This window comes from Sodalis sp. RH19, assembly GCF_047324215.1.
GTDB lineage: Bacteria > Pseudomonadota > Gammaproteobacteria > Enterobacterales > Enterobacteriaceae > Acerihabitans.
Genome location: NZ_CP178734.1, coordinates 628,382 through 651,357 on the forward strand (window position 1 = coordinate 628,382; position 22,976 = coordinate 651,357).

Annotated in this window: 23 protein-coding genes; 11 read left to right on the forward strand and 12 right to left on the reverse strand. The window is 58.8% G+C overall.

Features of this window, described 5'->3' with window-relative positions:
* Positions 1 to 263 precede the first annotated feature (263 nt).
* Positions 264 to 1,220, forward strand: coding sequence for an HTH-type transcriptional regulator Cbl (cbl, locus tag ACL2XF_RS02910; protein WP_410014250.1), 957 nt, complete (start codon positions 264 to 266; stop codon positions 1,218 to 1,220).
* A gap of 690 nt (positions 1,221 to 1,910) precedes the next feature.
* On the opposite strand, the gene ACL2XF_RS02915 is transcribed toward cbl, so the two are convergent.
* Together ACL2XF_RS02915 and ACL2XF_RS02920 are read right to left on the reverse strand one after the other, a co-directional pair.
* Positions 1,911 to 3,080 carry an amidohydrolase gene (locus ACL2XF_RS02915; RefSeq protein ID WP_410014251.1) on the reverse strand — a complete coding sequence of 390 codons (1,170 nt, stop codon included), beginning with the start codon at positions 3,078 to 3,080 and terminating at the stop codon, positions 1,911 to 1,913.
* 165 nt (positions 3,081 to 3,245) lie between these two features.
* Entirely contained in the window at positions 3,246 to 4,100 is an 855-nt protein-coding gene (locus ACL2XF_RS02920; protein ID WP_410014252.1) for an oxidoreductase, read from the reverse strand.
* 545 nt (positions 4,101 to 4,645) lie between these two features.
* On the opposite strand from ACL2XF_RS02920, the gene ACL2XF_RS02925 reads away from it, so the two are divergent.
* Positions 4,646 to 5,929: an MFS transporter gene (locus ACL2XF_RS02925; RefSeq protein WP_410014253.1), complete on the forward strand. Its 1,284-nt coding sequence runs from the start codon at positions 4,646 to 4,648 to the stop codon at positions 5,927 to 5,929.
* A gap of 88 nt (positions 5,930 to 6,017) precedes the next feature.
* Here ACL2XF_RS02925 and ACL2XF_RS02930 read toward each other — a convergent pair whose 3' ends face one another.
* Positions 6,018 to 6,551: a hypothetical protein gene (locus ACL2XF_RS02930; RefSeq protein ID WP_413727958.1), complete on the reverse strand. Its 534-nt coding sequence runs from the start codon at positions 6,549 to 6,551 to the stop codon at positions 6,018 to 6,020.
* A gap of 282 nt (positions 6,552 to 6,833) precedes the next feature.
* Here ACL2XF_RS02930 and ACL2XF_RS02935 point away from each other — a divergent pair, with 282 nt between their 5' ends.
* From ACL2XF_RS02935 to ACL2XF_RS02960, 6 genes are all read left to right on the forward strand, one after another.
* Entirely contained in the window at positions 6,834 to 7,235 is a 402-nt protein-coding gene (locus ACL2XF_RS02935; RefSeq protein WP_413727959.1) for a YidH family protein, read from the forward strand.
* A complete protein-coding gene (locus tag ACL2XF_RS02940) occupies positions 7,232 to 7,555 on the forward strand; it encodes a DUF202 domain-containing protein (protein WP_410014256.1) in 324 nt (107 codons plus the stop codon). The genes ACL2XF_RS02935 and ACL2XF_RS02940 overlap by 4 nt, the downstream gene beginning before the upstream one ends.
* 600 nt (positions 7,556 to 8,155) lie before the next feature.
* Entirely contained in the window at positions 8,156 to 8,596 is a 441-nt protein-coding gene (locus ACL2XF_RS02945) for a DUF305 domain-containing protein (protein ID WP_410014257.1), read from the forward strand.
* A gap of 31 nt (positions 8,597 to 8,627) precedes the next feature.
* Positions 8,628 to 10,076 (forward strand): YncE family protein, encoded by a 1,449-nt coding sequence (locus ACL2XF_RS02950; RefSeq protein ID WP_413727960.1) that lies wholly within the window; start codon positions 8,628 to 8,630, stop codon positions 10,074 to 10,076.
* A gap of 25 nt (positions 10,077 to 10,101) precedes the next feature.
* Positions 10,102 to 10,623: a sigma-70 family RNA polymerase sigma factor gene (locus tag ACL2XF_RS02955; RefSeq protein WP_410014259.1), complete on the forward strand. Its 522-nt coding sequence runs from the start codon at positions 10,102 to 10,104 to the stop codon at positions 10,621 to 10,623.
* A complete protein-coding gene (locus tag ACL2XF_RS02960) occupies positions 10,620 to 11,402 on the forward strand; it encodes an anti-sigma factor family protein (protein WP_413727961.1) in 783 nt (260 codons plus the stop codon). The genes ACL2XF_RS02955 and ACL2XF_RS02960 overlap by 4 nt, the downstream gene beginning before the upstream one ends.
* A 109-nt stretch (positions 11,403 to 11,511) precedes the next feature.
* Here the strand turns inward: ACL2XF_RS02960 and ACL2XF_RS02965 are convergent, their stop codons facing one another.
* Entirely contained in the window at positions 11,512 to 12,150 is a 639-nt protein-coding gene (locus ACL2XF_RS02965) for a nitroreductase family protein (RefSeq protein ID WP_410014261.1), read from the reverse strand.
* Positions 12,151 to 12,628: 478 nt separating this feature from the next.
* On the opposite strand from ACL2XF_RS02965, the gene pagP reads away from it, so the two are divergent.
* Complete coding sequence (gene pagP, locus ACL2XF_RS02970) at positions 12,629 to 13,162, forward strand: lipid IV(A) palmitoyltransferase PagP (protein WP_413728757.1); 534 nt, start codon at positions 12,629 to 12,631, stop codon at positions 13,160 to 13,162.
* 61 nt (positions 13,163 to 13,223) lie between these two features.
* On the opposite strand, the gene ACL2XF_RS02975 is transcribed toward pagP, so the two are convergent.
* On the reverse strand, positions 13,224 to 14,111 hold the full coding sequence (locus tag ACL2XF_RS02975) for a class I SAM-dependent methyltransferase (RefSeq protein WP_413727962.1): 888 nt from the start codon (positions 14,109 to 14,111) through the stop codon (positions 13,224 to 13,226).
* Positions 14,112 to 14,383: 272 nt separating this feature from the next.
* On the opposite strand from ACL2XF_RS02975, the gene ACL2XF_RS02980 reads away from it, so the two are divergent.
* A complete protein-coding gene (locus ACL2XF_RS02980) occupies positions 14,384 to 14,611 on the forward strand; it encodes a YgdI/YgdR family lipoprotein (protein ID WP_413727963.1) in 228 nt (75 codons plus the stop codon).
* Positions 14,612 to 14,659: 48 nt separating this feature from the next.
* Positions 14,660 to 14,857 (forward strand): hypothetical protein, encoded by a 198-nt coding sequence (locus tag ACL2XF_RS02985; protein WP_413723303.1) that lies wholly within the window; start codon positions 14,660 to 14,662, stop codon positions 14,855 to 14,857.
* A gap of 99 nt (positions 14,858 to 14,956) precedes the next feature.
* On the opposite strand, the gene ACL2XF_RS02990 is transcribed toward ACL2XF_RS02985, so the two are convergent.
* The 7 genes from ACL2XF_RS02990 to ACL2XF_RS03020 all read right to left on the reverse strand — a co-directional run bounded on the left by ACL2XF_RS02990 (position 14,957) and on the right by ACL2XF_RS03020 (position 22,906).
* Positions 14,957 to 15,781, reverse strand: coding sequence for a helix-turn-helix domain-containing protein (locus tag ACL2XF_RS02990; protein WP_413727964.1), 825 nt, complete (start codon positions 15,779 to 15,781; stop codon positions 14,957 to 14,959).
* Between the two features lie 117 nt (positions 15,782 to 15,898).
* Positions 15,899 to 16,321, reverse strand: coding sequence for a DUF2000 domain-containing protein (locus tag ACL2XF_RS02995; protein WP_413727965.1), 423 nt, complete (start codon positions 16,319 to 16,321; stop codon positions 15,899 to 15,901).
* A 227-nt stretch (positions 16,322 to 16,548) separates the two neighbouring features.
* Entirely contained in the window at positions 16,549 to 18,132 is a 1,584-nt protein-coding gene (locus ACL2XF_RS03000) for a rhodanese-like domain-containing protein (protein ID WP_413723300.1), read from the reverse strand.
* Positions 18,133 to 18,159: 27 nt separating this feature from the next.
* Positions 18,160 to 19,305, reverse strand: coding sequence for an LLM class flavin-dependent oxidoreductase (locus ACL2XF_RS03005; protein WP_413727966.1), 1,146 nt, complete (start codon positions 19,303 to 19,305; stop codon positions 18,160 to 18,162).
* Positions 19,306 to 19,313: 8 nt separating this feature from the next.
* Complete coding sequence (locus tag ACL2XF_RS03010; RefSeq protein ID WP_413727967.1) at positions 19,314 to 20,525, reverse strand: acyl-CoA dehydrogenase family protein; 1,212 nt, start codon at positions 20,523 to 20,525, stop codon at positions 19,314 to 19,316.
* A complete protein-coding gene (locus tag ACL2XF_RS03015) occupies positions 20,518 to 21,303 on the reverse strand; it encodes a class II aldolase/adducin family protein (protein WP_410014270.1) in 786 nt (261 codons plus the stop codon). The genes ACL2XF_RS03010 and ACL2XF_RS03015 overlap by 8 nt, the downstream gene beginning before the upstream one ends.
* Before the next feature lies 1 nt (position 21,304).
* Complete coding sequence (locus tag ACL2XF_RS03020; RefSeq protein ID WP_413727968.1) at positions 21,305 to 22,906, reverse strand: ABC transporter substrate-binding protein; 1,602 nt, start codon at positions 22,904 to 22,906, stop codon at positions 21,305 to 21,307.
* Positions 22,907 to 22,976: the final 70 nt, after the last annotated feature.

The following is a 22,976-nucleotide window of genomic DNA, read 5'->3' on the forward strand; positions in this document are numbered from 1 at the left end:
TTAGCGGCTAAAGGCAAAAGCTTAGAAAAATTTTTGCTTTAGCCGCCGCATGCGCAGCGCCGTCGCCGGCTGATAATGTCCGGCCAAAAAAGATAAAATTTAACCTACTGTTAATCCTGTCTTTTTATTATTTTCCCGCGTTAATCTGTTACCGCGTTTTTCCTTAGTATAAAAAACTATAAGTTACCGTTTTTTCTTATTTGTCCCTTTAGCTATTACTCGGTATGAATATAGCCATATTAAAGATAAAGGAGGGGCGTCGCGTGAACTTTCAGCAACTACGTATTATTCGGGAATCCGCCCGTTGCAATTATAACCTGACTGACGTGGCCAGTATGTTATTTACCTCCCAGTCCGGCGTCAGCCGCCATATTCGTGAACTGGAAGAAGAGCTGGGCGTGGAAATTTTTATCCGCCGCGGTAAACGTTTAATCGGCATGACGGAACCGGGTAAAGCCCTGCTGGTAGTGGCGGAACGTATATTAAGCGACGCCAATAATATTCGGCGCATCGCCGATGTTTTTGCCAATAATGATTCAGGCGAACTTTCCATTGTTACCACCCATACCCAGGCGCGCTACAGCCTGCCGGCGGTGATCAAGGAGTTTCGCGCGCTGTATCCGCGCGTGCGCCTGGTGCTGAACCAGGGCAGCCCGGAGGAGATTGTTTCCATGCTGCAATCCGGCGAAGCGGACGTGGGCATCGCCAGTGAAAAGCTGATGGGCGAAGATCAACTGGCGGCGTTTCCTTATTACAGCTGGCACCATACGGTACTGGTACCGGAAGGCCACCCGCTGACGCAGGCGGGTGACATAACGCTGGAAACCCTCAGCGAATATCCGCTGGTTACCTACCGGCGCGGCATCACCGGCCGCTCCAGGCTGGACGTGGCTTTTCAGGCCGCGGGGCTGAAGCCGGAGGTGGTGCTCAGCGCCCAGGATTCCGATGTTATCAAAACTTATGTCGAGCTGGGACTCGGCGTCGGCCTGCTGGCGGACATGTCCTACAATCGCGAGCGCGATACCGGCCTGGTCAGCCTCAACGCCGAGCATCTGTTCGAAGCCAGCACCGTATGGTTGGGGGTAAAACGCGGCCAACTGCAGCGCAAATATGCCTGGCGCTTTATCCAGCTTTGCAACCCCCAGCTGTCCCTGACCGAAATCGAGGAACAGGTGCTTTCGCCTCACGCTCTCGAGACCGCGCTGGATTATCAAATCTAACCCCGGGCGCACCGCCCGGCCCGTCAACGTCGCGCAAAGGTGTTGAGGGAAGTGCGTGCCTATGGGGCGAATGGGGCATGGTTTTCCCGCCCGCCCGAGTCACCGTCGCGCAAGTTCAGTGTTTCGGCCGGTAATGATCTGGTGATCTTGTCACCTGGCTGCTGTGTGTAGCACGCAATGACATAGAGAGATAAACCTTTTTTCTGAATGTAAATCTGCAGCGGCCAGCCTTGGCGGGGGGGCGCTTGCGTGTTTATGCTGCTGCGGCGAAGGGGCGTGTGGCGAGGTTTATGTTGCCGCGGTGAGGGTTTCGCTTGCCGGCGCCCGGCATTCCATATAACCGCCGAACGCACGGCAAGCGAAACCCCCGCCGAGGTAACATAAACCTCACCGCCGCAACAACATAAACCTTACCGCCGCGGCAACATAAACCTCACCGCCGCGGCAACATAAACCTTACCACCGCGGCAACATAAACCTCACCGCCGCGACCTAACCCATCCACGGTCGCATAAGCGCGCCAGAACTGCGATCGCCGCATCTACCCACGACAAGTTATAGGAAATGCACGTCTATCTATAAGGTTAAATCAGTCGCGGCTTTCCCACCCGGCCGGGGCCCCATGGCATGCCCTCCCTCGCCGGGTTCAAAGCAGACGTGTTAAAGAGGGAACGTGCCGCCAGCCCGGCGTTAATCCACCGAAGCCGCTTGCGCGCTGGTTTGCGTCACTAGCAGCGCGGACAGCGCCTCATCGGCCAAACGCGCGAAATAGGCCGCCGCCGGATAAATCACCTGTTCGTCGGGATTAAACCGCGGATGGTGCAGACCGAATTCGCTGGCCGAACCGATGCTGACAAAGGTCCCCGGCACCTGCTGCAGATACAGGGAAAAATCCTCGCCTCCCATTTGCAGCTCCGCTTCCTGGACCTGATAACCGGCGTCGGCAGCCACCCGCTGGCTGAAATCCGCCCAGAAAGGCGTATTCACCACCGCCGGCGGCCCCGGATACCACGACAGCGACGCCTCCGCGCCCATGGCGCTGGCCACCCCGTCAATCACCCGGGTCAGAATATCCGGCACTTTCTCACGCACCTTCACATTATGCGTACGCACTGTGCCTTCCAGCTCCACCGTTTGCGGCAGCACGTTCCAGGTATTGCCGCCCTGAATACGCGTCACGCTCACCACCAGCGATTCCAGCGAGCTGAAATTCCGGCTCGGCAGGGTTTGCAGCGCGTTCACAATCTGGCTGGCGGTCACGATGGTATCAATACCCTGCTCGGGTTTGGCCGCATGGGCGCCCTTGCCGGTCACCGTAATCTGGAAACGGTCGATATGGGCATAAAACGCGCCGCGCCGGGTGGCAAAGGTGCCCACCGGCAGCTCGGGCGCGTTATGCATGCCGAATACCGCCGACACGTTCTCCAGCGCGCCGGCGTCAATCAAATGGCAGGCGCCGTTGAAATTTTCTTCCGCGGGCTGGAACAATATCCGCACCGTGCCCGGCAGGGTGGCTTCGCGCGCTTTTAATAACAACGCCGCCCCCAGCATCACCGAAGTATGGACGTCATGGCCGCAGGCGTGCATAACGCCTTCGTGGCGCGAACTGAACGGTACGCCGGAAACTTCATCGATAGGCAGCGCGTCGATGTCCGCGCGCAGGGCGATCAGGGGAAAGGGTTGTTTGCCGATTTCGGCCACCACGCCGGTCTTCAGCGCTAACGGTAAAATCCGGATGCCGGCCTCCGTCAGCCAACGGGTGATCCTTTCCGTTGTGGCGAATTCCTGGTTGGACAATTCGGGATAGGCGTGCAGTTCGCGTCGACAGCTAATCAATTTTTCAGCAATATTGCCAGACATAGGGTATGACCCTTTTGTGAGATAATGAATATCGGATAAAAAATTATCTTAGCGGTTAATGTTAAATTGCAGTAAATACTGTTCGGTTATATTACATAGCCATCGGGTCTGATGGCAGGAAGGGGGCCGCCGCCGCCCCCTTTATTCTGCATGCTGAGCCGGGCGTTACTCGTCTTTAGGGAAATCCGCGCCGCGGGTGACGTCTGCCCAGCCATCAAAATCCCGCTGCAGGAGTTTGATTTTTTTATGGGCGTTTTCGAGCGCGGGGTTGCCCAGCAGTAAACGCAACGGCGGCTGCTTGGCTTCCACCGCCTTGACGATGGCCTTGACGGCGCGCACCGGATCGCCCGGCTGCTTGCCGCTGTTATCGCGACTGACGCGGGCGCGCGCATGCGCGGTTTCGGCATAGTCGGCGATGGTCTGCGGCGCCTCATTGGCCGAACGGCCGGCCCAGTCGGTGCGAAACGGCCCCGGCTCGACGATCAGCACCTTAATGCCCAAGGGTTCCACTTCCTGCGCCAGCGACTCGGACAAGGCTTCCACCGCGAATTTCGTGGCGTGGTAAAAACTCAGCGAGGGGAAGGTGGTAATGCCGCCGATGGAGGAGATATTGACCACGGTGCCGCTGCGCTGCTTGCGCATGGCCGGCAGCACGGCCCGGGTCATGGCGGTCAGGCCCCAGACGTTGATATCGAACATGCGGCGCACATCGTCCATATCACTCTCTTCGAACGAACCGAAATAACCGATGCCGGCGTTGTTCACCAGCACATCGATACGGCCGAACTTTTCCAGCGCGGCGCTCACGGCGGCGTCCACCTGTTCCTGGCGCGTGACGTCCAGGGTTAAGACCAGCGCATGATCCTCATGGCCGGCGATCAGATCGTTGACCTGGTCCGGATTACGCGCGGTAACGACCGTCGGATAACCCAAAGACAGGGTATGGCCGGCCAGTTCCCGGCCGAAACCCGTGGAGCAGCCGGTAATAAACCATACTGGTTTTTCGTGTTGCGTCATCATTATTCTCCAGATTGTTCAGGATAAGAGCCTCGTTACACGCAGGCGGCAAAGCGGCTGGTTAGCATAGTGTAATACCCCGGCCTGGGTTGCAACCGACGGATGATGCTGACCGGGGGGAAACGGCGCCCCGCCATGCCGCGTCGGCGCCATAAATAACCGTTCAGTCCATATCATTACCGGATAATGACGGGTTTGTAATGGTGCTGTTAATCAATAAAGCAACATCCGCTAAATCATGGCGGAATAATGTAATGCAGCTATCATTTATCGGCCGTTTCATTATTGAGCCTTGTTTTCCCACCGGAAATTCGCCAATAAAATTTATCCATATCCCGGTAAAATATTTTTTTAAAACTAAAAAAAAGTGCTGAAAAAGAACCTAATCTCAAGTTTCTGTGAGGTTAATCACGCCAAATGCTAAAAGGCGATAATATACTCCGCGTCAAATAGAAACGGTATTTCAATTTAAATGAATTTTTGTTTCTTTTTGTGATCATCAAAGTTGCGCTCTCAATATTCACTTCATTTCTCTGGGATGGTAAAAGATGAGGATAATAAAAAACTTACGTTGGTATATGATCGGAATGGTGATGCTGGCCACCGTGCTTAACTATCTGGCGCGCAATTCGCTGGCAGTGGCGGCGCCGACCATCATGCAAGAGATGCATTTTACCGTGCAGCAATATTCCTATATCGACGCCATATTCAAAGGTTGCTACACCCTGACGCAACCCGTGGCGGGCTACATCCTGGACCTGCTGGGCACCAAGTTGGGCTATCTGCTGTTCGCCATTGCCTGGGCGGTGCTGAATATGGCCCACGCCTTCGCCGGCAGCTGGGTGGCGCTGGGTATCCTGCGCGGCGCGCTGGGCATGGCGGAAGCCGCGGTGATCCCGGCGGGCCTTAAAGCCTCGTCCGAATGGTTTCCGGCCAGGGAACGTCCTGTCGCCGTGGGCTGGTTCAACGCCGGCGCCGCTGTCGGCGGCGTACTGGCGCCGCCGCTGGTAGCCTGGGCGATTATGGTGCACAGCTGGAACTTCGCGTTTTTGTTAACCGGCGGGGTGAGTTTAATCTGGGCGGTGGGTTGGTACAAATTATATAATACCCCGGATAAACATAAAAATATCTCCTCTGAAGAACGCGAATATATCTATGCCGGACAGGAATCCCGCCATCACAGCAGCAATACACAAAAAGTACCGGTAAGCCAATTACTCAAGGATAGCCAATTCTGGGGTATCGCTATTCCGCGCTTTTTAGCCGAGCCGGCCTGGGGCACGATTAATGCCTGGGTACCGTTATTTTTATGGAAAGTCTATGGCTTTGATTTAAAGCATATCGCCATGTTTGCCTGGATGCCGCTGCTGTTTGCCGATGTGGGCTGTATCCTCGGCGGCTATATGCCGGGCTTTTTCCAGAAACATTTCGGCGTTACGCTTATCGTGTCGCGCAAGCTGGTGGTGACCGTCGGCGCGCTGTGCATGATTGGCCCCGGGCTTATCGGTTTATATCACAGCCCGTATTTCGCCATCGCCATGCTGTGCTTCGGCGGTTTTGCCCATCAGACGCTTTCCGGCGCGCTGATTACGCTGTCCTCGGATCTCTTCGGCCGCAATGAAGTCGCCACCGCCAACGGCCTGACCGGCATGATAGGCTGGGGCGGTTCGACCTTGTTTACCCTGGTGGTCGGCGCGCTGGTGGGCATTATCGGCTTCTCGCCGCTGTTCCTGATGCTGTCGATATTCGAAATTACGGCGATGATTATCGTCTGGACCGTGGTAAAAGGGCGTCCCGATAAAACGGCGCTGCAGCCAACGCCTGTGGTCTAGCGGTATAACGACAATCACTATGCCGGGACGGACCTACGTCCCTGTAGCGAAAGATGACGTCCCGCGCCGCAGTCCGGCCGGGACGTTGCTATTTTTTATCACTTCGTCTCCAGGGCAGGCAGCCTGACAGGGCATTATCCCGCGGCGGTTTTTTTGCGTAGGGCGGCGGCGGTTCGTCATGCGGGGAGAGGGGAGCAACCGCCCCGCGTACGGGGCCGCGGCCATACTCAGTGAATGACGCCGGGCCGGACATGGACGCATTTCTGGTATTGACCGGCGCTTTATAGCGCGGATAGGTTTTCGTCGGATTGCCGGCCGGCACGATCCGGGCGGCGGACGCTTTGCCCGCGCTCACGCCGGTGCCGGTGCCGGTCTGCGTGGCCCCGGCGATGCCGTTCTTCACGGGCGCGGGGGAAGAGAGGGCCAGCGGCGTGTTGCTCACCGTTTCAGGAAGGGGAAACGTGGTGGAGTTGATGGACGTGCGTCCATAAGGACCATAAGGAATGGAGGGGGGGGCGAAGTTGTAGCGTGCGTTGATTGACGAGCGGTCGATATTCCCCTGATAAAACGCCGGCGAATGATCGTAACGGTTATAGCGTGTGTTTAAATAAGCATTATTCATTACCGATGGTACTCCTGTCATGGGGGAACACTGTGGAAATCCCGCGGAAAAAGGGAAAGATGAAAATGATGATAATGGAACACATGACTTAAATAACGGCCTAATGACGCCGTTTGCGCAAGGACGGCGGCGGTGAATGTCTTATTGACCGGCAAAACGCCGGGGAAAAACCCATGCGCGGATAAAGTGTCGCTTCAGGTTCCGGCCGGTTTGGGCTATCTTGTTCCCGGGCGATTCCACCACTTTTTTACCGTCGGCGCCGCGCGCCGTTAACAGGCCGTTATGGACAATCAAACCGATAAGCAAGCGCCTTCGCAGACTCTCCCTCCCCAGGGCGGCGGCCGCTGGTGGCAGCAGGGTAAACCGCCGGACTACCGTTTTTCGCTGGCCAACGAGCGCACCTTCCTGGCATGGATTCGCACGGCGCTGGCTTTTCTGGCGGGCGCGGTGGGCATCGATCAGTTCGCGCTGGGCCTGGGAACGCATGAGGTGCGCGCGGCCCTGGCGGTGCTGCTGTCCGTCATGGCGGCAAGCCTTGGCATCATGGCGTACCGCCGCTGGGCGGCCAGCGAGCTGGCCATGCGCACCGGCGCTTCCCTGCCGCAGACCCCTCTGCTGCTGATGATGGCGCTGTTTGTGGCGGCCGTGGCCCTGGCGTTGACCGTGCTAATCCTGATGCCATGAGCGGACCTCTCTTGCCCGGCGCCGGCGGCGCACCGCCGCCGGACCCCGGCCTGCAGCCTGAGCGTACCTGCCTGGCCTGGTCGCGCACCGCTTTCGTCGCCGCCGTTAACGCCTTGCTGCTGCTGCGCGCGGCGGCGACGGGCGGCAACCGGCTATTGCTGGCCGGCGGAACGCTATTGTTAATCCTGGCGGGCATGATGTGGCTGTGGGGATATGGCCGTCTGACGCGTTCGGCCGGGCAAGGCCGCTGGATGATGGCGCTGACCATGCTGACCGTGTTGTCGGTCAGTGTCATGACCGTGCTGTCGGCGCTGGGCTGAGGAAAAAACCATAATAACCAGCAATGCTATGGAACTGTGATGTTTATCACTGCAGGGTCTTAAGAATAATCTTAATATACACATCATCCTTTACAGAGCTAACGCCTTGGCCCCGGGTCATGAGCGCCGGAGATAAGCGCCGGAAAGGATAACGTCATTTTTTGACGGCCCCGGTGACGGGGCTTTTTTCCTCAGAAAAGCGCATCGGCCACTTACCTCCTCGCAAGAGGGAGTACAGCAAAGGTTGTCGGTGCGCTTCTCTGTCTCTATCGTCCAGTCATCCTCTCCGATCATGCATACATAAACGAAACAAAACCAATAATAATCACGGCGAGCGCTGCGAGAAAAGTAATGTCGTTAGTTTGCATAAGTCACCTCCCTTTCACCTGTCATCATTGTGGCCTTAACAGGATGAAACGAGTGTGACTGAACAACCATTTTGCTTATGTAATAAGCAAAATGGGGTTAATGGCCGGCCCGCGGGCAATCTTGCGCGTAGCCGCTATCGTCCCGCCGGGCGGCAAAAAAAATCGCATCCGGGAATAATCCGTATCCGCGCGCGTCTTATCCGTACCTATGCACCGCTTTGACGGAGATAAGATGCCTTTCACCCCACGCTGCCGGTGGTCCGCCGCCGGCATACTTGCGGCCCTGCTAATGACCGCCGCCCATGCCCATGGTGATAGTTATGCCGCGACGGCGGGCGCCGATACGGCTGGGCCGGCCACTGAAGCGCCTTTCCTGCGCGAGAATGATGCCGCGATGACGCAAATGATGACCGCCATGACGCTGACGCCCAGCGGCGACGTCGATCGCGATTTTGTCGCCATGATGACGCCCCATCACCAGGGCGCTATCGCCATGGCGCAGGCGGAGCTGCGTTATGGCCGTAACGAGCGGCTGCGCCGCATGGCGCAGGAAATTATCATAACCCAGCAGCAGGAAATCACCGCCATGCGCCAGGCGCTGGGGGACCCGTTGCCGGCAAGCGCGCCGGCGCCCGATCTCATCCCTGCCGGCAGCGCGCGCGCCGGACATTAACGTCATAGTTCCCACTGAAAGGACAACCATCATGAAATCATCCTTTATGGCCCTATCGCTGACCCTGCTTACCGCGCCGCTGTCCGGCTGGGCCGGGCAGGCGCCGCGCGCCGCCGCAAGCGCCGATATCCCCGTCAGCCATCATGACCGGGTCTACGCCGCCGAACAGTTTTCCAATACCCTTTCGGTCACCGACCCGGCGGACAATACCCTGCTGGGGGTCATTCGCCTGGGCGATCCGCAGCCGGGCAACCTCAGCCCGCTGTATCGCGGCCAGGTGCTGGTGCACGGGCTGGGCTTTTCTCCGGACGGTAAAACCCTGGCGGTGGTCGCCATCGGCACCAATTCCGTGACCTTTATCGCTACCGCCACCAACCAGGTGAAACACACCACTTATCTGGGACGGGCGCCCCATGAGGCGTTTTTTACCCCCGACGGCCGGGAAGTGTGGGTCACGGTGCGCGGCGAAGATTATATTGCCGTACTGGACGCCGCCAGTTATGAGGAAAAGCTGCGTATCAAGGTGCCGGCCGGGCCGGGCATGCAGATTTTTTCGCCGGACGGCAAATACGGCTATATCTGTTCATCCTTTAATCCTGAAACAGTGGTGGTTTCCATGGCCGATCACGCCATTGTCGGACGGGTGAAACAGGCCAGCCCGTTCTGCCCGAATATTGCGGCCACGCCCGACGGCAAACAGGTGTGGTTTACCCTTAAGGACTCGGGGAAAACCCAGGTGTTTGCCGCGCAGCCGCCTTTTCAGCTGCTGAAAACGCTGGATACCGGACCTATTACCAATCATGTCAATATCGCGCATAATGCCAAAGGCACCTTCGCGTATATTAGCGTTGGCGGACTTAACCAGGTAAAAGTGTTCCGCACCGATGATTTCACCCAGGCGGCCACTATCGCCGTAGGCAATTTACCCCATGGCGTCTGGCCGTCCGCCGACGGCAGCCGGGTTTATGTCGGCCTGGAAAATGACGATGCGCTGGCGGTTATCGATACGTTAAGCAATAAAGTTACCGCCACCATTCCCATCGGCCAGGCGCCGCAGGCATTGGCTTATGTGCCCAACGCGGTGCCGGAGGGGGACGGCAGGGCCGGTTTACAAACCCTGGGCGTGGCCGGGAAGGCCACGCATCTGGCGTTGCGGCGCGTCGGCGCGGCGGGGGGGCCGGCACCGACCACGGTATCGCTGTTTGACCAGGGCCTGACGCAGGTGTTGCAGGCGGCGGTGACCGGATTGGAGCCCAAACAGGCTTATCTGCTGGCATTGGCCACGCGCCCCGACGGCGGCGGCGGGGTACAGCCGTTAAGCGCGTTTATGACCAATCCCGCGGGCGCGGCGATTGTTAACGCTATCGGACCGATTCGCCAGGTCGTCCGCCAGGACCGCAAGGCGGAACGCCGCTATCTGGTGGTGGTGAAAGGGACCGCCGAAAACTATGGCGCGCCGGTGCAAATCCAGGCGTTGTAACGCGCCATGTCATAAAAGGAAGCTGATGACCATGTCCGGGCTTACCGATCGCCAGATAAGGGAAGTACTGCCGCAGCTGCGGCGCTTTGCCCTGTGGCTGACGCGCAATCCCGCCGGGGCTGACGATTTGGTCCAGTCCGGCCTGGAAAAAGCGTTAACCGCCTATGCGGCCCTGCAACATGAGGACAACCTGCGGGTATGGCTGTTCTCCATTCTGTACCGGCAGTTTATCGACGGGGAGCGCCGCAAAAAACGCTATTTACGTCTGTTATCGCTGTTTAAGGGAGAGGAGGAATATGCCGCCTCGCCGGAGGACCTGGCGCTGACGGATGGCGTGCTGGCGGGGTTCGCCTCGCTTCCCACCGATCAGCGGGCCATCCTGCTGCTCGTCGCCGTCGAGGGTTTGCGTTATAAGGAAGTGGCCGAGGCCCTGGACATCCCCCTGGGTACCGTGATGTCGCGGCTGTCGCGCGCGCGCAGGCAATTGCACGATTTGGCGGAAGGCACCGCCGCGCCCGTTAATCCGTCGTTAAGGAGATTAAAATGATGACCCGGACGCCCACTGAAAATGATTTACACGCCTATGTGGACAACCAGCTCGATGAGCCGCAGCGCCGGTGGGTCCAGCAATACCTCTCCCGGCATCCCGAGGCGGCGAAAAGGGTCGCCGGCTGGCAAACTGAAACCCAGCGGCTGCGGGTCGCCTTGACCCATGACGAATCCCTGACGCAGGCGCCGGACCTCCAGACCCGTCTTGTGCAGGCGCAGGCAATCCGCCGCCGCATCCAGTCCCGGCGACAGACGCGCTTGGCGCTGGCCTTTACGCTGCTTTTTTCCCTGGGCGCGGGCGGTATTGCCGGCTGGCAGTTCCGGGACCTGGAGATGCAGCGCCATGCCTTGCCGATGGAGGACGCGGTACATGCCTACCAGCTGTTCAGCCAGGATAAACTGCCGGTGCTGGACGTGGTGGCCGATAACCGCGGTGACATGGACAATTGGGTCAGCCGCTATTTTATCAATGGCGCCATGCCGCCCAACCTGGAGGAATATGGCTTCACCCTGGTCGGGGGGCGCCTGATGGCGACGGATACCGGTCCGTCGGCGTTAATCGTTTATCAGGATAGCCAGGGGGTGCGGGTGACCTATTATATCCGGCCATCGGGGAGCAACGGCCTGAAGAGCGGCAAACGCGAGGCCGGCAACCTGCTGGCGCAGTACTGGAGCGACAATAAATACAGCTACGCCGTGGTCAGTCCGGTAAACAGCCGCCGCGCGCAGCCGGTGCAAAATGCCATCGCCGCCTATACCGCCGCCCATAGGCTCTAAGGACGGCCGTGCCTGACTAATGCCAGGATTCTGCCTGGCCGTCGCTTATCGCCGCCGGCCATGAGCAGCAGTGGCGATCACCTTGCCGCTGAAACCAATAATGTCCGGTTCATTTTATTTCAGTGACGAAGCTATCGCGGCTGCGCCGGACTTTTTTCAGGTTCACCAGCCAGTCACCTTCGGCCGCCCGGTAACCGAGGGGCAGCATAACCACGCTACGCAGGTTTTTCGCCGGCAAACCGAGGATGTCATCGACCGCCGCCGGATCGAATCCTTCCATCGGCGTGGCGTCAACCTCTTCGAACGCCGCGGCAATCAAGGCCGCGCCCAGGCCGATATAAGCTTGCCGCGCGGCCGCCTGATAGTTAGCCTCCGTGCCCCGACCGGCGACGATACCCAGCAACATCTGGCGATAATTTTCCCAACCTTCGTTTTTAAAACCCCGCACGTCGTTGGTAAGGTCGAACATCATATTAACGCGATCGGGCGTGATGTCGTCCCAGGCGGCGAAAACCAGCAGGTGCGAACAGTCGGTAATCTGCGCCTGATCCCAAGCCACGGTGCGAATCTTTGCGCGGATATCCGCGTTGCTGACCACGAACAGCTCAAAGGGTTGCAGCCCGCTTGAGGTAGGCGCCAGCCGCACAGCTTCAATGATACGTTCAAGCTTTTCGGCGGGCACGCTTTTCGTCGCATCGTACTTCTTGGTGGCATAGCGCCATGCCAATCTTTCATTAACGGTGGTCATCTTGGTTTCCTTCAGGTGTGAATGTGCATGCCGGGATTGCGCCCGGGCTTGCGGCGTAGTGTCGGCCCCGGCAATCCCGGGGTTAGCGGCAAAAGGCGAGCTGGCTAAATAATAGCAGCATCACCGCCCCGGCAAAACCATGCCGCGTGCCGAACATTCAGATGTTACCGCAATGGCATTGCGCAAGAGGCGCAGGCTGTTATCGGGTTCATCCCTACCGGCAGTCCACGCCGGATAATAACGTCCGCATGGCCATCCGCATTTTTATTTTTGTTTATATTTGATTTATACAAAGTGTGGCATAACCTGCGATTCCGAAATGTATAACACCGGATCCTCCCGGCAACCGGTATAAGTCCTACGTGTAATAGTGTGCGGTAATGATGATAAATGATGATGTGGTGTATTGCTTTCAGGGAGCAGTAACCTGATGTGGTTATTTAAATGGGCGGCGATTCCCCTACTGGCTTTGGGTATAATGCCTGAGGCGCTGGCAGTAAATGTCTGTCATGATCCTACGCTGGATAAGAATAAGGGTTTATGGCGGAATTTTACCGCCAATATCGCTAAAACATGGAACGCCTCACCCGACCAGGATATTTATGTGCCGGTAATAACCTGGCATAATCGCTATTTTTATGATGACGAGCATATCCGGCGTTATAATGAGCGTCCCTGGGGTTTGGGATATGGCATTTCACGACTGGACGAACGGGATAATTGGCACGCACTCTATGCCATGGCTTTTAAGGACTCCTTTAACCGCTGGGAACCTTTCGCCGGTTATGCCTGGGAATCGCAATGGCGGCCCCTTGCCGATAACGATTTCAGGCTGGGAGCGGGCTTCACGCTTGGGGTCACGGCCCGGCATAATTGGCGTTATTATCCCATCCCGGCCCTATTGCCGCTGGCGTCGGTCAGCTATCACACTATTACCTTCCAGGGCACCTATATTCCTGGTACGCGCAATAACGGCAATGTCGTTTTTGCCTGGCTGCGCTGGCGTTTTTAACCGACGGCGTCTTTGACCACCCCGCCGGGTGAGGGAGGAGGAGCCGGGGCGATAGACGCGTTCACACCCGTTGGGCGCGTACCAGCGTCAGCGAACTCATGGTCTTTGCCAGCCGGTTATGGTGTTCATCGGTAAAATATTGTTCCTCCATTTCACGCGACGTCAATTGTTCGATGATGTCAAAATGAAACGGCGCCAGGAATTGGGCGGCTTTATCAGCCTCTATACCGAACGTCCAGGCTTCACCGAGTTTCCTGACTGCCGCCACGCATTCTTGCAAACCATATTGGCTATTTTCTCCGGCAATCGCTGCGGTATCCACATAATCAAAAAATACCTGGCTCCCCGGACCGCCGTGCCGGCTAATGGCGGTAAAAATAGCCTCGACCTGTTCCGCTTCCAGATAATAGGTCAGCCCTTCCAGCACAAAAAAACATTTTTCGCCGCGTGGAATTGCAAGCTGTGTCAATATTTCGTTTATGCGTTGCCGGGAAAAATCAATGGCGATAAAATGAACGTTGGCCGGAAAATCAATATCTATTTTTTTGAAAATAGCGCGTTTCTGTTGCTGCATATCAGGATGATCGACTTCATACACCTGACAGTGCCTGAGTTGTTGCTGGAAGCGGCAGCACCTGGAATCAAAACCGGCGCCAAGAATAAAGACCTGTTTACAGTCCGCGGGCAGGGTCATGAAAATGTTATCCAGGAAGTTTGTCCGGCCTAAAATATATTCATAAGCGCCGGGCGGTACCGAGGCATTAAACATCTCGTCGTTAAGTAAAAAAGATTTATGCATCAGCGATAAAAATGAGTTCAATGCATAACAGATCATTACCGCAATAAAATCGTCGCCTTTAAAGTGTTGACGTGTTTCGCCAAAAGATTTGGCCCGAAACAGACAGGTCATTTCAGCGGTGGAAGAGAAAAAAAGCTTTTTTTTCGACATAGGCCGGATCCGCCGGTAGATAAAAAGGCATTGGCGCCCTCAGAAATCAGAAAGCATAGTAGCGCTGTAAAAAAGGACAATGTTCCAGATAACATAACGTGAGCGGCATCATAAAAGACGCGCAGGCCGCGCCCCGCGGCGCGTAGGCACGGATTCGACCGTGGGGCCGGCCGCGCCGGGGCAGGGTATAAACAGGACGAAAGATGCGTTCCGACTTGCGGCTTGGTTTGTCTGTGCTAAACCTTTAGTAGGCCTAACAAAAGGAGTTCGTTATGAAAAAAAGCTTATATGTTTTATCCGCATGTATGTTCACCATCCTGCTGGCGGGTTGCGCCGATAATAATTATGCCATGCATACCAACGACGGACGCACCATTGTCAGTGAAGGCAAACCGAAGGTAGATGACCAGACCGGTATGATAAGCTACAAAGATGCTAATGGAACCAAGCAGCAGATCAATCGCAGTGACGTTAAGGAAATGATGGAAATCCAACACTGACGCATAACATCGCGCAGAGACGAAACCCCACCCTGCTGGGGTTTTTTTATGGCCGCAATAGTAGAATGTTATCCTGCTGGCGCTAACGCCGTTTTAATCCGCCAGGAAATCAGCCTGGCAAATCCAGCCATAAGGGCCGGTAATGAGTTAATTCCAGAAATACCATTAAATAAAGCAACCATCAATTTTCACGATCATTTACCCGATCGCTTTGGTATTAAAGATCACTCGCCCAGACTTATTTAAGCGAACGATCCGATGGTGAAAGCGGTATTTCATGCCCGGCCGGCGAAAGAGGTCATCGGCAAGCGCGCGGTCCTTTTGACAGCCAGGTCATTCTCACCGCTAAACGCCGTGCAGGGCCTTTTGATATTGACCGGGCGTTACCCCCATAAAGCGCCGAAACCAGCGGGTAAAATGGGCCTGGTCGGCAAAACCGGATAAAATACCCGCCTGGCTGAGAGGGCATCTGTTGCGGATAAGGTGCATGGCATAGCGCACCCGGGCCTGGCGCTGGTAGGCGTGGGGCGTCATGCCGTATTCGCGCTCAAACGCGCGCAGCAGGCGAAACGGCGGTATGCCGGTTTGGACGGCGATATCCATCAGACTGACGCGATCCCCCAAATGTTCATCCAAAAACGCCCGCGCCCGCCGCACCGCGCCAAGCTCCGGTCCGCCGTCCGGCGATTTGGCGGCGTCTTTAACGTAACGCTTCATCAGCGTGTCGGAAAACGCCAGATAAGCCTGATCGCGAAATAACAGCGATCCCTGGGTCTCCGAGCTGCGGTGTAGCGCATACAAAATAGCGTTAATCTCGGGATCCCTGATAATGGGGCCGGAAATCGTCAAGGCATGCCTGGCGCCGCGCTCGTCAACCAGCTGATGCAGATAAGCGATATCCACATACAGGGTACGCAGGCTCCACCCCTGCGCGGTGACGGGCCAGCCCGCATGCGGTTCGTCCGCGTCAATGGCATACAGATCGCCGCGCCGGGCGATAAATTCATTGCCCCGCGTGCGGATGCGGATATTACCTTCAGTGAGCAGGGCGAAACAGGCCGTATCATGGGTATGCACATCATAGGAAAAATCAACAAATGTGCCGCGCAGCAGCTCGGCCTTCAGGTCGGGCGACCGCCAGACATTGACGTCGGAAGGGTTGAACGGCATGGGGACATCCTCTGGGACAAGGGGCGCAAACACTCCTCTGTTAGGGTACATCACTTTGAAGAACCCAGGCAACGCCGGCACGCAGGGTCCGCGCCGCCCCGGCGTTTATGCCTGCGGCTATTTTAGCAGCCCGAGTTTGGCCACGATTTTGCTTATGGGCTTACGCTCGCCGACCAGGGCAAGGCCAACATACTGTAGTTCTTCGGTGGCCACGCGGGCTACCGCCTCGCGAAAAGCGGCGTAGTCGGTGGTCTGCTGGCCCTGGACGGGAAAATCAATAATGTCGCAACCCGACCCGGCGCCTTTGGCTCTCAGGGCGGACAGCGTGGCGCGATCGGCCGCCAGAACGGTAATGCCGATGGGGATAAGGCCGGGATGTTCGCACCCGCTGGCGTCGACCAGGGGCAAGCCGACCAGCGCCGGATGGCGCTGGCCAACGGTAAGGGCGATGACGGCGGCGGCGTTTGCCGCCCTGCCCACGGGCAGTTCGCTATCGACCACGATAACGCAGCGTTCGGGTATTTTGGTTGCTTCGGACATGCCTGGGACTCCATGAAATAAAAATACCGCTCTATAATGCGGCGGCCCGTCGCCGCCGTCTTGAACGCTATTGCAGGGAGAGAAGCGCTTGGGGGGAGGAACCGCGTGGCCACGCGCTGAAAGGCCTGCGCGACGGCGGAAATAAGCCGTGGGGTCCGGCGCTGTAACCGGCGGCCGTCCGGGTAAAAGGCCTGTCGCGGCGGCGGGCGGCGCGACAGGACGGTTCCTTAGCGGCGGATGGCAAAATGCGCCGCTAAGGGGTCGGCCACCTGCCGCGGCAAATCGGCCTCCCACGCCAGATAGGCGGCGCTGGCGGCGGCATTGCCCTCATGGCGATCGTGCAACCAGAACAAATAATCAATCTGTTGGTCGGCGGGAGGATCCTGCGGACTGCTTTGCACCGTCAATCCCGCGGCCTGCCAATCCTGCGGCTTTCCGGACACGCGTTTGGCATCGAATCCGGCGTCGATTAAATCACGCACCACGCCTGCGGCCAGCGTCCCTTGCCCGGCAAACACCAGGATCTCGCCGGCCGGCGGCAAGTCGGCCGCGATCCGCGATCGGTTTACCCAGCGCGTACCGGCGGGATGCGCCCGGCGGTATTCCCAACTGCGATCGGCGCTCAGGCCCAGGGCGCCGGCGTCCAGCCGTTGCCTGGCCGCCGCCGCGTCGATAACCGGGACGGGCGGCAACGCCAAGGGCAAGGGCGCCGTGGGGTGAGATGCGGTGTTCGCCCCATCGAACCCGGGCAGCACCACCGCGTCCCAGCCGAGCTGCAGCAGCCAATGGGCGGTGGTAGTGGCGCGCACCCCGTCATTATCATTAAGCACGATGCGCGCATTGCGCGTGCCCGCCCATTTGTCCAGCGACTGTACCAGCTGTCCGCCCGGCGCCCAGCGGGCGCCGGCCCGGTGGCCGCGCTGATATTCGTCATGATTACGGACATCGAACAGATAGGTGGTGCGCTCCGGGTCCGATTGCCATTGCCCGAGCGTGGCCGCGTCGATAACGTTTACGCCGTAGCGTTGTGCCAGCGCGTCCGCCCGTGCGCGGGATGATTGCTGCGCCCGTTTGCTCAGCGGTGGGAAGTAGCGGGCATCGTCCCGTACCGTCGCCAGATCGGCCAGCCGCCAGCCCTGGGTGCCGCCGGACAACGCCACCACTTTATTAGGCACGCCGGCATTAATCAGGGTCTGCGCGCCGATGATGCCGCGCGTGCGGCCCGCGCAGGAGATCACCACCAGCGTCTCGGGCGAAGGCACCAGGTCCTCGAAGCGATAGAGCAGTTCGGCGCTGGGTACGGCGATGGCGCTGGGCACATGGAAGCGGTCGTATTCCTCTACCGTGCGGCTGTCCAGCAGGACGTAATCCTCCTGGCGTTCGATCAGGCGCGCCAGTTCGTCCGGAGCGATATCCGGCGTATGCAGCAGGTGTTCGACAAACTCGGCAAAGGCTTTATAGGGCACGTTGACGCCCTTGAATAACGGGTAACCGCCGCGCTCCCAGGCCTGTACTCCACCGGCCAGAAAATAAAGCCGGTCATATCCCAGGGCGGATAAGCGCGTTATGGCCCGCGCCGTCACATCCTCGTCGTCGCCCAGCAGCACCAAACGCGTGCCGGCGCGGGGCACCAGCGGGGGCAGGGCGGTTTCGAGCAGACTGTAGGGAACGTTAACCGCCAGCAGCGGATGGCCCTCGCCATAGGGGCCTTCTTCGCGGATATCGATAAACGCCAGCTCTTCGCCGTCGTCGAGCCAGTCCAGCAGGGCGGCCAGCGTAACGGGCCGCCCGGCGTCATGTTGTCGTGTCATAAAATGCCTGTATGAAGAAATAATGCGTTAATAACGCAGGCCCGCCTGTTTTAGCAGCGGCAGGATCCGTTGGCCGAAATAAGCCAGCTCGGGTTGATAGTCGACAAAACACAGTTGCAGTCCGTCGCAGCCGATAGCCTTGAGCCGGAGGATTTGTTCGGTGATCTGCTCCGGCGTGCCCACCAGTTGGATATTGCCGCCGACAATACGCTCATCCCGCTGGTGGCCGCGCCAGGACCGGCTATCGCCGGTAGCGTGGGTATGGAAAAATCCGTCCACCGCGCCATGGTCGGCCTGGGCGATGATCGCCTGATATACCGCCTGCGCTTCGGCTTCGGTATCGCGCGCGATAATCATCGGATTGACCAGGATCCGCACGTCGCGGTTGATTGCCTGTGCCGCCGTCCTGACCTGGCGGGTAATATCCGGCAGCGCATCGATGGCCGCCTCGAACGACGCGCCGGCGGGGCTGGTCACGAAAATCAGGTCAGCCTGACGTACCGCATGGGCGATGCCGGCGGCCGAACTGGTGGCGCTGACTATCACGGGCCGGCCATAACGGGGTTTGGGCGTGACAAACGCCTGGTTCAACCGCCACCGGTCGCTGTGGTAATCCAGGTTTTCCGTGCCGGCCCAAAGCTGCTGCAGCAGCGAAACATATTCGTCGGCAAGGATATAGCGCTGGTCGTGGCCAGGCTGCTCCTGGCCGAACATGGCCCATTCGTCTTTACGGAAACCGGTGACGACGTTCAGGCCCCAGCGGCCCCCCGACATATGATCAAGCGTCGCGCCGAACTTGGCCAAATGCAGGGGATGCCAGGGGCCATAAAAAATATGCACCGTGGAAATCAGCAGGATGCGTTCGGTAATGGCCGCCAGGCCCGCCGCGGTCATCAGGGTGTCGAGCGCCGTTTCGCGATAGCGGATTTCTCCGCCGAACCCGCCCTTTGGCAACCAGTGCGCCGGTCCGAACACCAGTTCAAATCCCAGCGCCTCGGCCTGGCGCGTTAGCGCGGCATTGTAATCGAAGGTCCAGTCGGTGCCCCGGGGATAGGACGACATGGTCCAGCCGCCGTTATGGATGGGTAAAAACAGCCCGAGCATCAGCGGCTGTTTCATGGCTATGCCCAGGGGGCTGTCCGGCGGGAGCGGCGGCAAAACGGGATAATGCATAGGTAACCTCAAATTTTAGTGCCGATCGGGGGCAAACGGTCGTTTAGCACGAAATCGCCGATGATCTTGGTTTTGTAGGCGATGGGATCATGGGTGGTATGCGTGCGCGCATTGCGCCAGTGCCGGTCCAGGTTCAGCGGCTGTATCGTCGCGCCGGCGCCGCCGACGCGGTAGAGCATTTCGCTCACGCGCAGGGCTGCCTGTTCGGCCGCGACCTTGGCTTCGGCGACGGCGACCGAGGCCTCGCCCAGGGCGCGTTCGGCGTCCGCGCCGCGCCAGAATAACGCCATGGCCTGCTCAAGCACGCCGGCGGCGCGCCCAACCATGGCTTCGGCGCCATGAGCCAGCACCGACATTTCTCCCACCGCCTGCTGGACATACGGGTCATCGCCGGCCCGGTCAACCCCGGCGTCGCTGACGGGCCGGGCGCGGTTGCGGCCGTAATCGGCGGCATCCTCCAGCGCGGCCAGCGCGATGCCGGTATCGATTACCGCGTGCAGCAGTTGGGCAAAGGCGCCTTCATACGTGCGGCGGGTTTTCCATTCCGGCAGCGGCAGGATTTCGTCGTCGGCCAGCGCGACATGTGTAAAAGTCACGCTGCCGCTGGCGGTAGTACGCTGCCCCATGCCGTTCCAGTCATCCTGGATATGGACGCCGGCCCTGTCCGCCGGCAGCAGCGCCAGCGCCCGGCCGCCCTGGTCATCATTGGCCAGGACATAAAAATAGTGGGCGAACAGGCTGCCGGTGGCATAGTGCTTGGTGCCGTCCAAACGCCAGCCGGCGCCTTCCCGGACCAGGCGCGTGGCGATTTGTCCGACCGCGCCGGTATGGCGTTCGGCGGAGGCATTGGTGATCAGGGCGCCGTCGCCGATGGCGCCGAGGTAGCGCCGCTGCTGCGCCGGGGTGCCGTAAATGCGCAGCTTTTCGATGCCGCAGGCGTGGGGCTGGATGGCCTGGGCGATATTCGGATCGCCTTTGGCCAGGGGCAGCATCAGGCGCACCCATTGGGTCAGGCTGACCTCGCCGCCGCCGTATGCGCGCGCGACCCGTGCCGCCAGCAGGCCCGAGGAGGCCAGCGCGGCGATTTCCGCCTTGGGCAACAGCCGCTCCTGGTCGCGGCGGGCGGCGCCGGCGCTGAACTGGGCGCTGAATTGCCCGGCCGCCGCCAGTAGCCGGGAAAAAGTTAGCGGGGCATCATCCCCTGAGGCCAGGTCAGTCACGATAGTCGGGCTCGCGCCGGTCAAGCAGACGCCGCAGCGCGTCGAAATGCAGCTGATAGCCGGGTTTGTACTGCGCGCCCGGCGCATCGTGCAGTGGGGTGTTATGAATCTGGTCCTGTACCTTATCCACCTGCTCCGCGCTCAATCCCCGCAGTCGCTGGCCGGTCCACAGGGCAAACAGCTGCACCCGCGCCGCGCGCTCCAGGGTATACAGCCGATCGTAGGCTTCGGCGGTGGAGCGCCCGGTCACCAGTACGCCGTGATTGCCCATAAACAGAATGGTCTTTTCGCCCAGGATCGCCGCCAGCCGTTCGCCTTCCCGCGGATCGCGGGCCAGGCCGTCGTAACCCTCGTCGTAGGCGATTTGGTCGAGCAGCAGCGCCTCGGTCTGGCCGAGCGCCAGCAGATGCTGGCTTTCCAGCCGGGTCAGCGCGCCGGCATAGGGCATATGGGTATGGAACACCGCCTGGTGTTTGGCATGGGCGGCATGGATCGGCGCATGTATACAGTAAGCGGAACGCTGGATGATGCCTTCCCCGTCCAGCTGCGTGCCGTCAAAACCGATGGTCATCAGCTCGCTGGCCCGCACTTCCGACCAATGCAGGCCGAAAGGCGGCAGCAGGAAGCGATCGTCGCTGCCCGGCACCGCCAGGGTGAAATGATTATAAATGCCTTCACTGAAATCGTGCCAGACCGCGAGACGGTGCGCGGCGGCGAGATCCAACCGCGCCTCGTGCCGGGCCGTCGCGCCGGGATCGTTGGCGGAGAACAAACTCATATTATTTTCCTTCAGGTTGCAAAGAGACATCTTTCAGCGACGATAAGGCGCCGTCCGGCGCGGTGCTCACGCCGTGAAGCCGGGTGCTGTAGACGGTGAAATTCTGCTGTTCCACCAGGGGAATAACCGGCAGGTCGGTCTGGGCCAGACGCTGGAATTCATGGAATTCGCCCGCGCGCTTGCCGGGGTCTATTTCCACCTGCAGCCGCTCGATAATCCGGTCCATGTTGGGATTGGTGTAATTCGAGGCATTGGACCAGGGCGTGCCTTGGGCGATATTTTTGCTCCAGTAGTGGCGCAGGCCGCCGATCTGCGGGTCCATCATGGGCACCCAGCGGCCGGTCTCGATATCAAAATCGTAATCGCTGTAGATGCGCTTGATAAATGTCGCCAGGTCCTGGTTACGTACCGTCAGCTCAATGCCTATCTTGCTCAGGCTCTGGCGGATAAATTCCGCCTGATTCTTGAAACCGTCGTTGACCGGGAAATAGTCGATGGCGAGGCGGAAACGTACGCCGCCGGCCTTGCGCGGGTAGCCCGCTTCGTCCAGCAGCTTCTCGGCGGCGGCGGGATCGAAGGCATACTGCGGCACGCCGTCGGTGGTATAAAAACGCTTCAGCGACGAGGGAACGGGACCGGTGGCGGGTTTACCCAGGCCGTACCAGACCACGTCCACCAGCGCCTGTTTATCGATTGCCCGGTCGATGGCCTGGCGCACCTTCAGGTTGGCCAAAATGGGGTTGCGCAGGTTGAATTCCAAAAACGTATAGGCCGCCGACGAATCGTAGCCCTGCTTGGTCACCACCAACTGCGGGTTCTGGCTAAGGCGCTTTACATCGGAAAGGGGCACCGAATCATAGGGAGCATACAGCACGTCGCCGGTTTCCAACGCGGCGGCGCGCGATCCCGCGTCGGGGATAATGCTAAAGATAACCTTATCGACCTTGGGCTTGCCGCTGTCCCAATAGTCGGGGTTGCGTTCCAGCGCAATATATTGTCCCCGCTGCCATTGCACAAACCTGAAGGGGCCGGTGCCCACCGGTTTGGCATTATAAGGGCTGGTGCGCACGTCGGTGCCGGCAAACAGATGCGCCGGTAAAATCTGCGCCTCGTTGGCGTTCAGCGAACTTAAGATCACCAGAGAGGGATGTTCGAGGCGAAACACCGCGGTATGGTCATCCGGCGTTTCCACGTCCTTGAGCGCGGCAAACGTGGTGCGTCCCCGCGGATGGACTTTTTTCCAGACTTCCAGCGCCGAGTATTTTACATCCGCCGCGGTAAAGGGCTGCCCGTCGTGCCATTTAACGCCCTGGCGCAGGTGAAAAGTGATGCTCAATCCGTCCGGCGCCACTTCCCAGGAGGTCGCCAGGCTGGGCTGCGGCTGCATCTCCTGGTTATAGGACACCAGGCCTTCATAGATATTATTGGAAACCACGCCGTTAGGAAAATTAGTATTAAAGGCGGTGTTCAGCGCAACGGGCTCGGGTTGCACCAGGGCGACCAGATTACCGCCGGCGGCCAGGGCGGGCCAGACGGTCAGGGTAAAACTGATGCCGATAGCGGCAAAAATGATTTTTGGCAAAGGCAGCTGAAAAATAGGCATAAATGATGACCTTACATCCTCGGTAATTATCTGGTCCGGCGTGTGGTAATAAAAAAACTTTCTTTCATTA

Bases quoted from the DNA above. Each gene is read 5' to 3' on its own strand.
- ACL2XF_RS02915 (WP_410014251.1), bottom strand. From the start codon at position 3,080: ATGTCTGGCAATATTGCTGAAAAATTGATTAGCTGTCGACGCGAACTG.
- ACL2XF_RS02920 (WP_410014252.1), bottom strand. From the start codon at position 4,100: ATGATGACGCAACACGAAAAACCAGTATGGTTTATTACCGGCTGCTCC.
- ACL2XF_RS02925 (WP_410014253.1), top strand. From the start codon at position 4,646: ATGAGGATAATAAAAAACTTACGTTGGTATATGATCGGAATGGTGATG.
- ACL2XF_RS02930 (WP_413727958.1), bottom strand. From the start codon at position 6,551: ATGAATAATGCTTATTTAAACACACGCTATAACCGTTACGATCATTCG.
- ACL2XF_RS02935 (WP_413727959.1), top strand. From the start codon at position 6,834: ATGGACAATCAAACCGATAAGCAAGCGCCTTCGCAGACTCTCCCTCCC.
- ACL2XF_RS02940 (WP_410014256.1), top strand. From the start codon at position 7,232: ATGAGCGGACCTCTCTTGCCCGGCGCCGGCGGCGCACCGCCGCCGGAC.
- ACL2XF_RS02945 (WP_410014257.1), top strand. From the start codon at position 8,156: ATGCCTTTCACCCCACGCTGCCGGTGGTCCGCCGCCGGCATACTTGCG.
- ACL2XF_RS02950 (WP_413727960.1), top strand. From the start codon at position 8,628: ATGAAATCATCCTTTATGGCCCTATCGCTGACCCTGCTTACCGCGCCG.
- ACL2XF_RS02955 (WP_410014259.1), top strand. From the start codon at position 10,102: ATGACCATGTCCGGGCTTACCGATCGCCAGATAAGGGAAGTACTGCCG.
- ACL2XF_RS02960 (WP_413727961.1), top strand. From the start codon at position 10,620: ATGATGACCCGGACGCCCACTGAAAATGATTTACACGCCTATGTGGAC.
- ACL2XF_RS02965 (WP_410014261.1), bottom strand. From the start codon at position 12,150: ATGACCACCGTTAATGAAAGATTGGCATGGCGCTATGCCACCAAGAAG.
- pagP (WP_413728757.1), top strand. From the start codon at position 12,629: ATGCCTGAGGCGCTGGCAGTAAATGTCTGTCATGATCCTACGCTGGAT.
- ACL2XF_RS02975 (WP_413727962.1), bottom strand. From the start codon at position 14,111: ATGTCGAAAAAAAAGCTTTTTTTCTCTTCCACCGCTGAAATGACCTGT.
- ACL2XF_RS02980 (WP_413727963.1), top strand. From the start codon at position 14,384: ATGAAAAAAAGCTTATATGTTTTATCCGCATGTATGTTCACCATCCTG.
- ACL2XF_RS02985 (WP_413723303.1), top strand. From the start codon at position 14,660: ATGGCCGCAATAGTAGAATGTTATCCTGCTGGCGCTAACGCCGTTTTA.
- ACL2XF_RS02990 (WP_413727964.1), bottom strand. From the start codon at position 15,781: ATGCCGTTCAACCCTTCCGACGTCAATGTCTGGCGGTCGCCCGACCTG.
- ACL2XF_RS02995 (WP_413727965.1), bottom strand. From the start codon at position 16,321: ATGTCCGAAGCAACCAAAATACCCGAACGCTGCGTTATCGTGGTCGAT.
- ACL2XF_RS03000 (WP_413723300.1), bottom strand. From the start codon at position 18,132: ATGACACGACAACATGACGCCGGGCGGCCCGTTACGCTGGCCGCCCTG.
- ACL2XF_RS03005 (WP_413727966.1), bottom strand. From the start codon at position 19,305: ATGCATTATCCCGTTTTGCCGCCGCTCCCGCCGGACAGCCCCCTGGGC.
- ACL2XF_RS03015 (WP_410014270.1), bottom strand. From the start codon at position 21,303: ATGAGTTTGTTCTCCGCCAACGATCCCGGCGCGACGGCCCGGCACGAG.
- ACL2XF_RS03020 (WP_413727968.1), bottom strand. From the start codon at position 22,906: ATGCCTATTTTTCAGCTGCCTTTGCCAAAAATCATTTTTGCCGCTATC.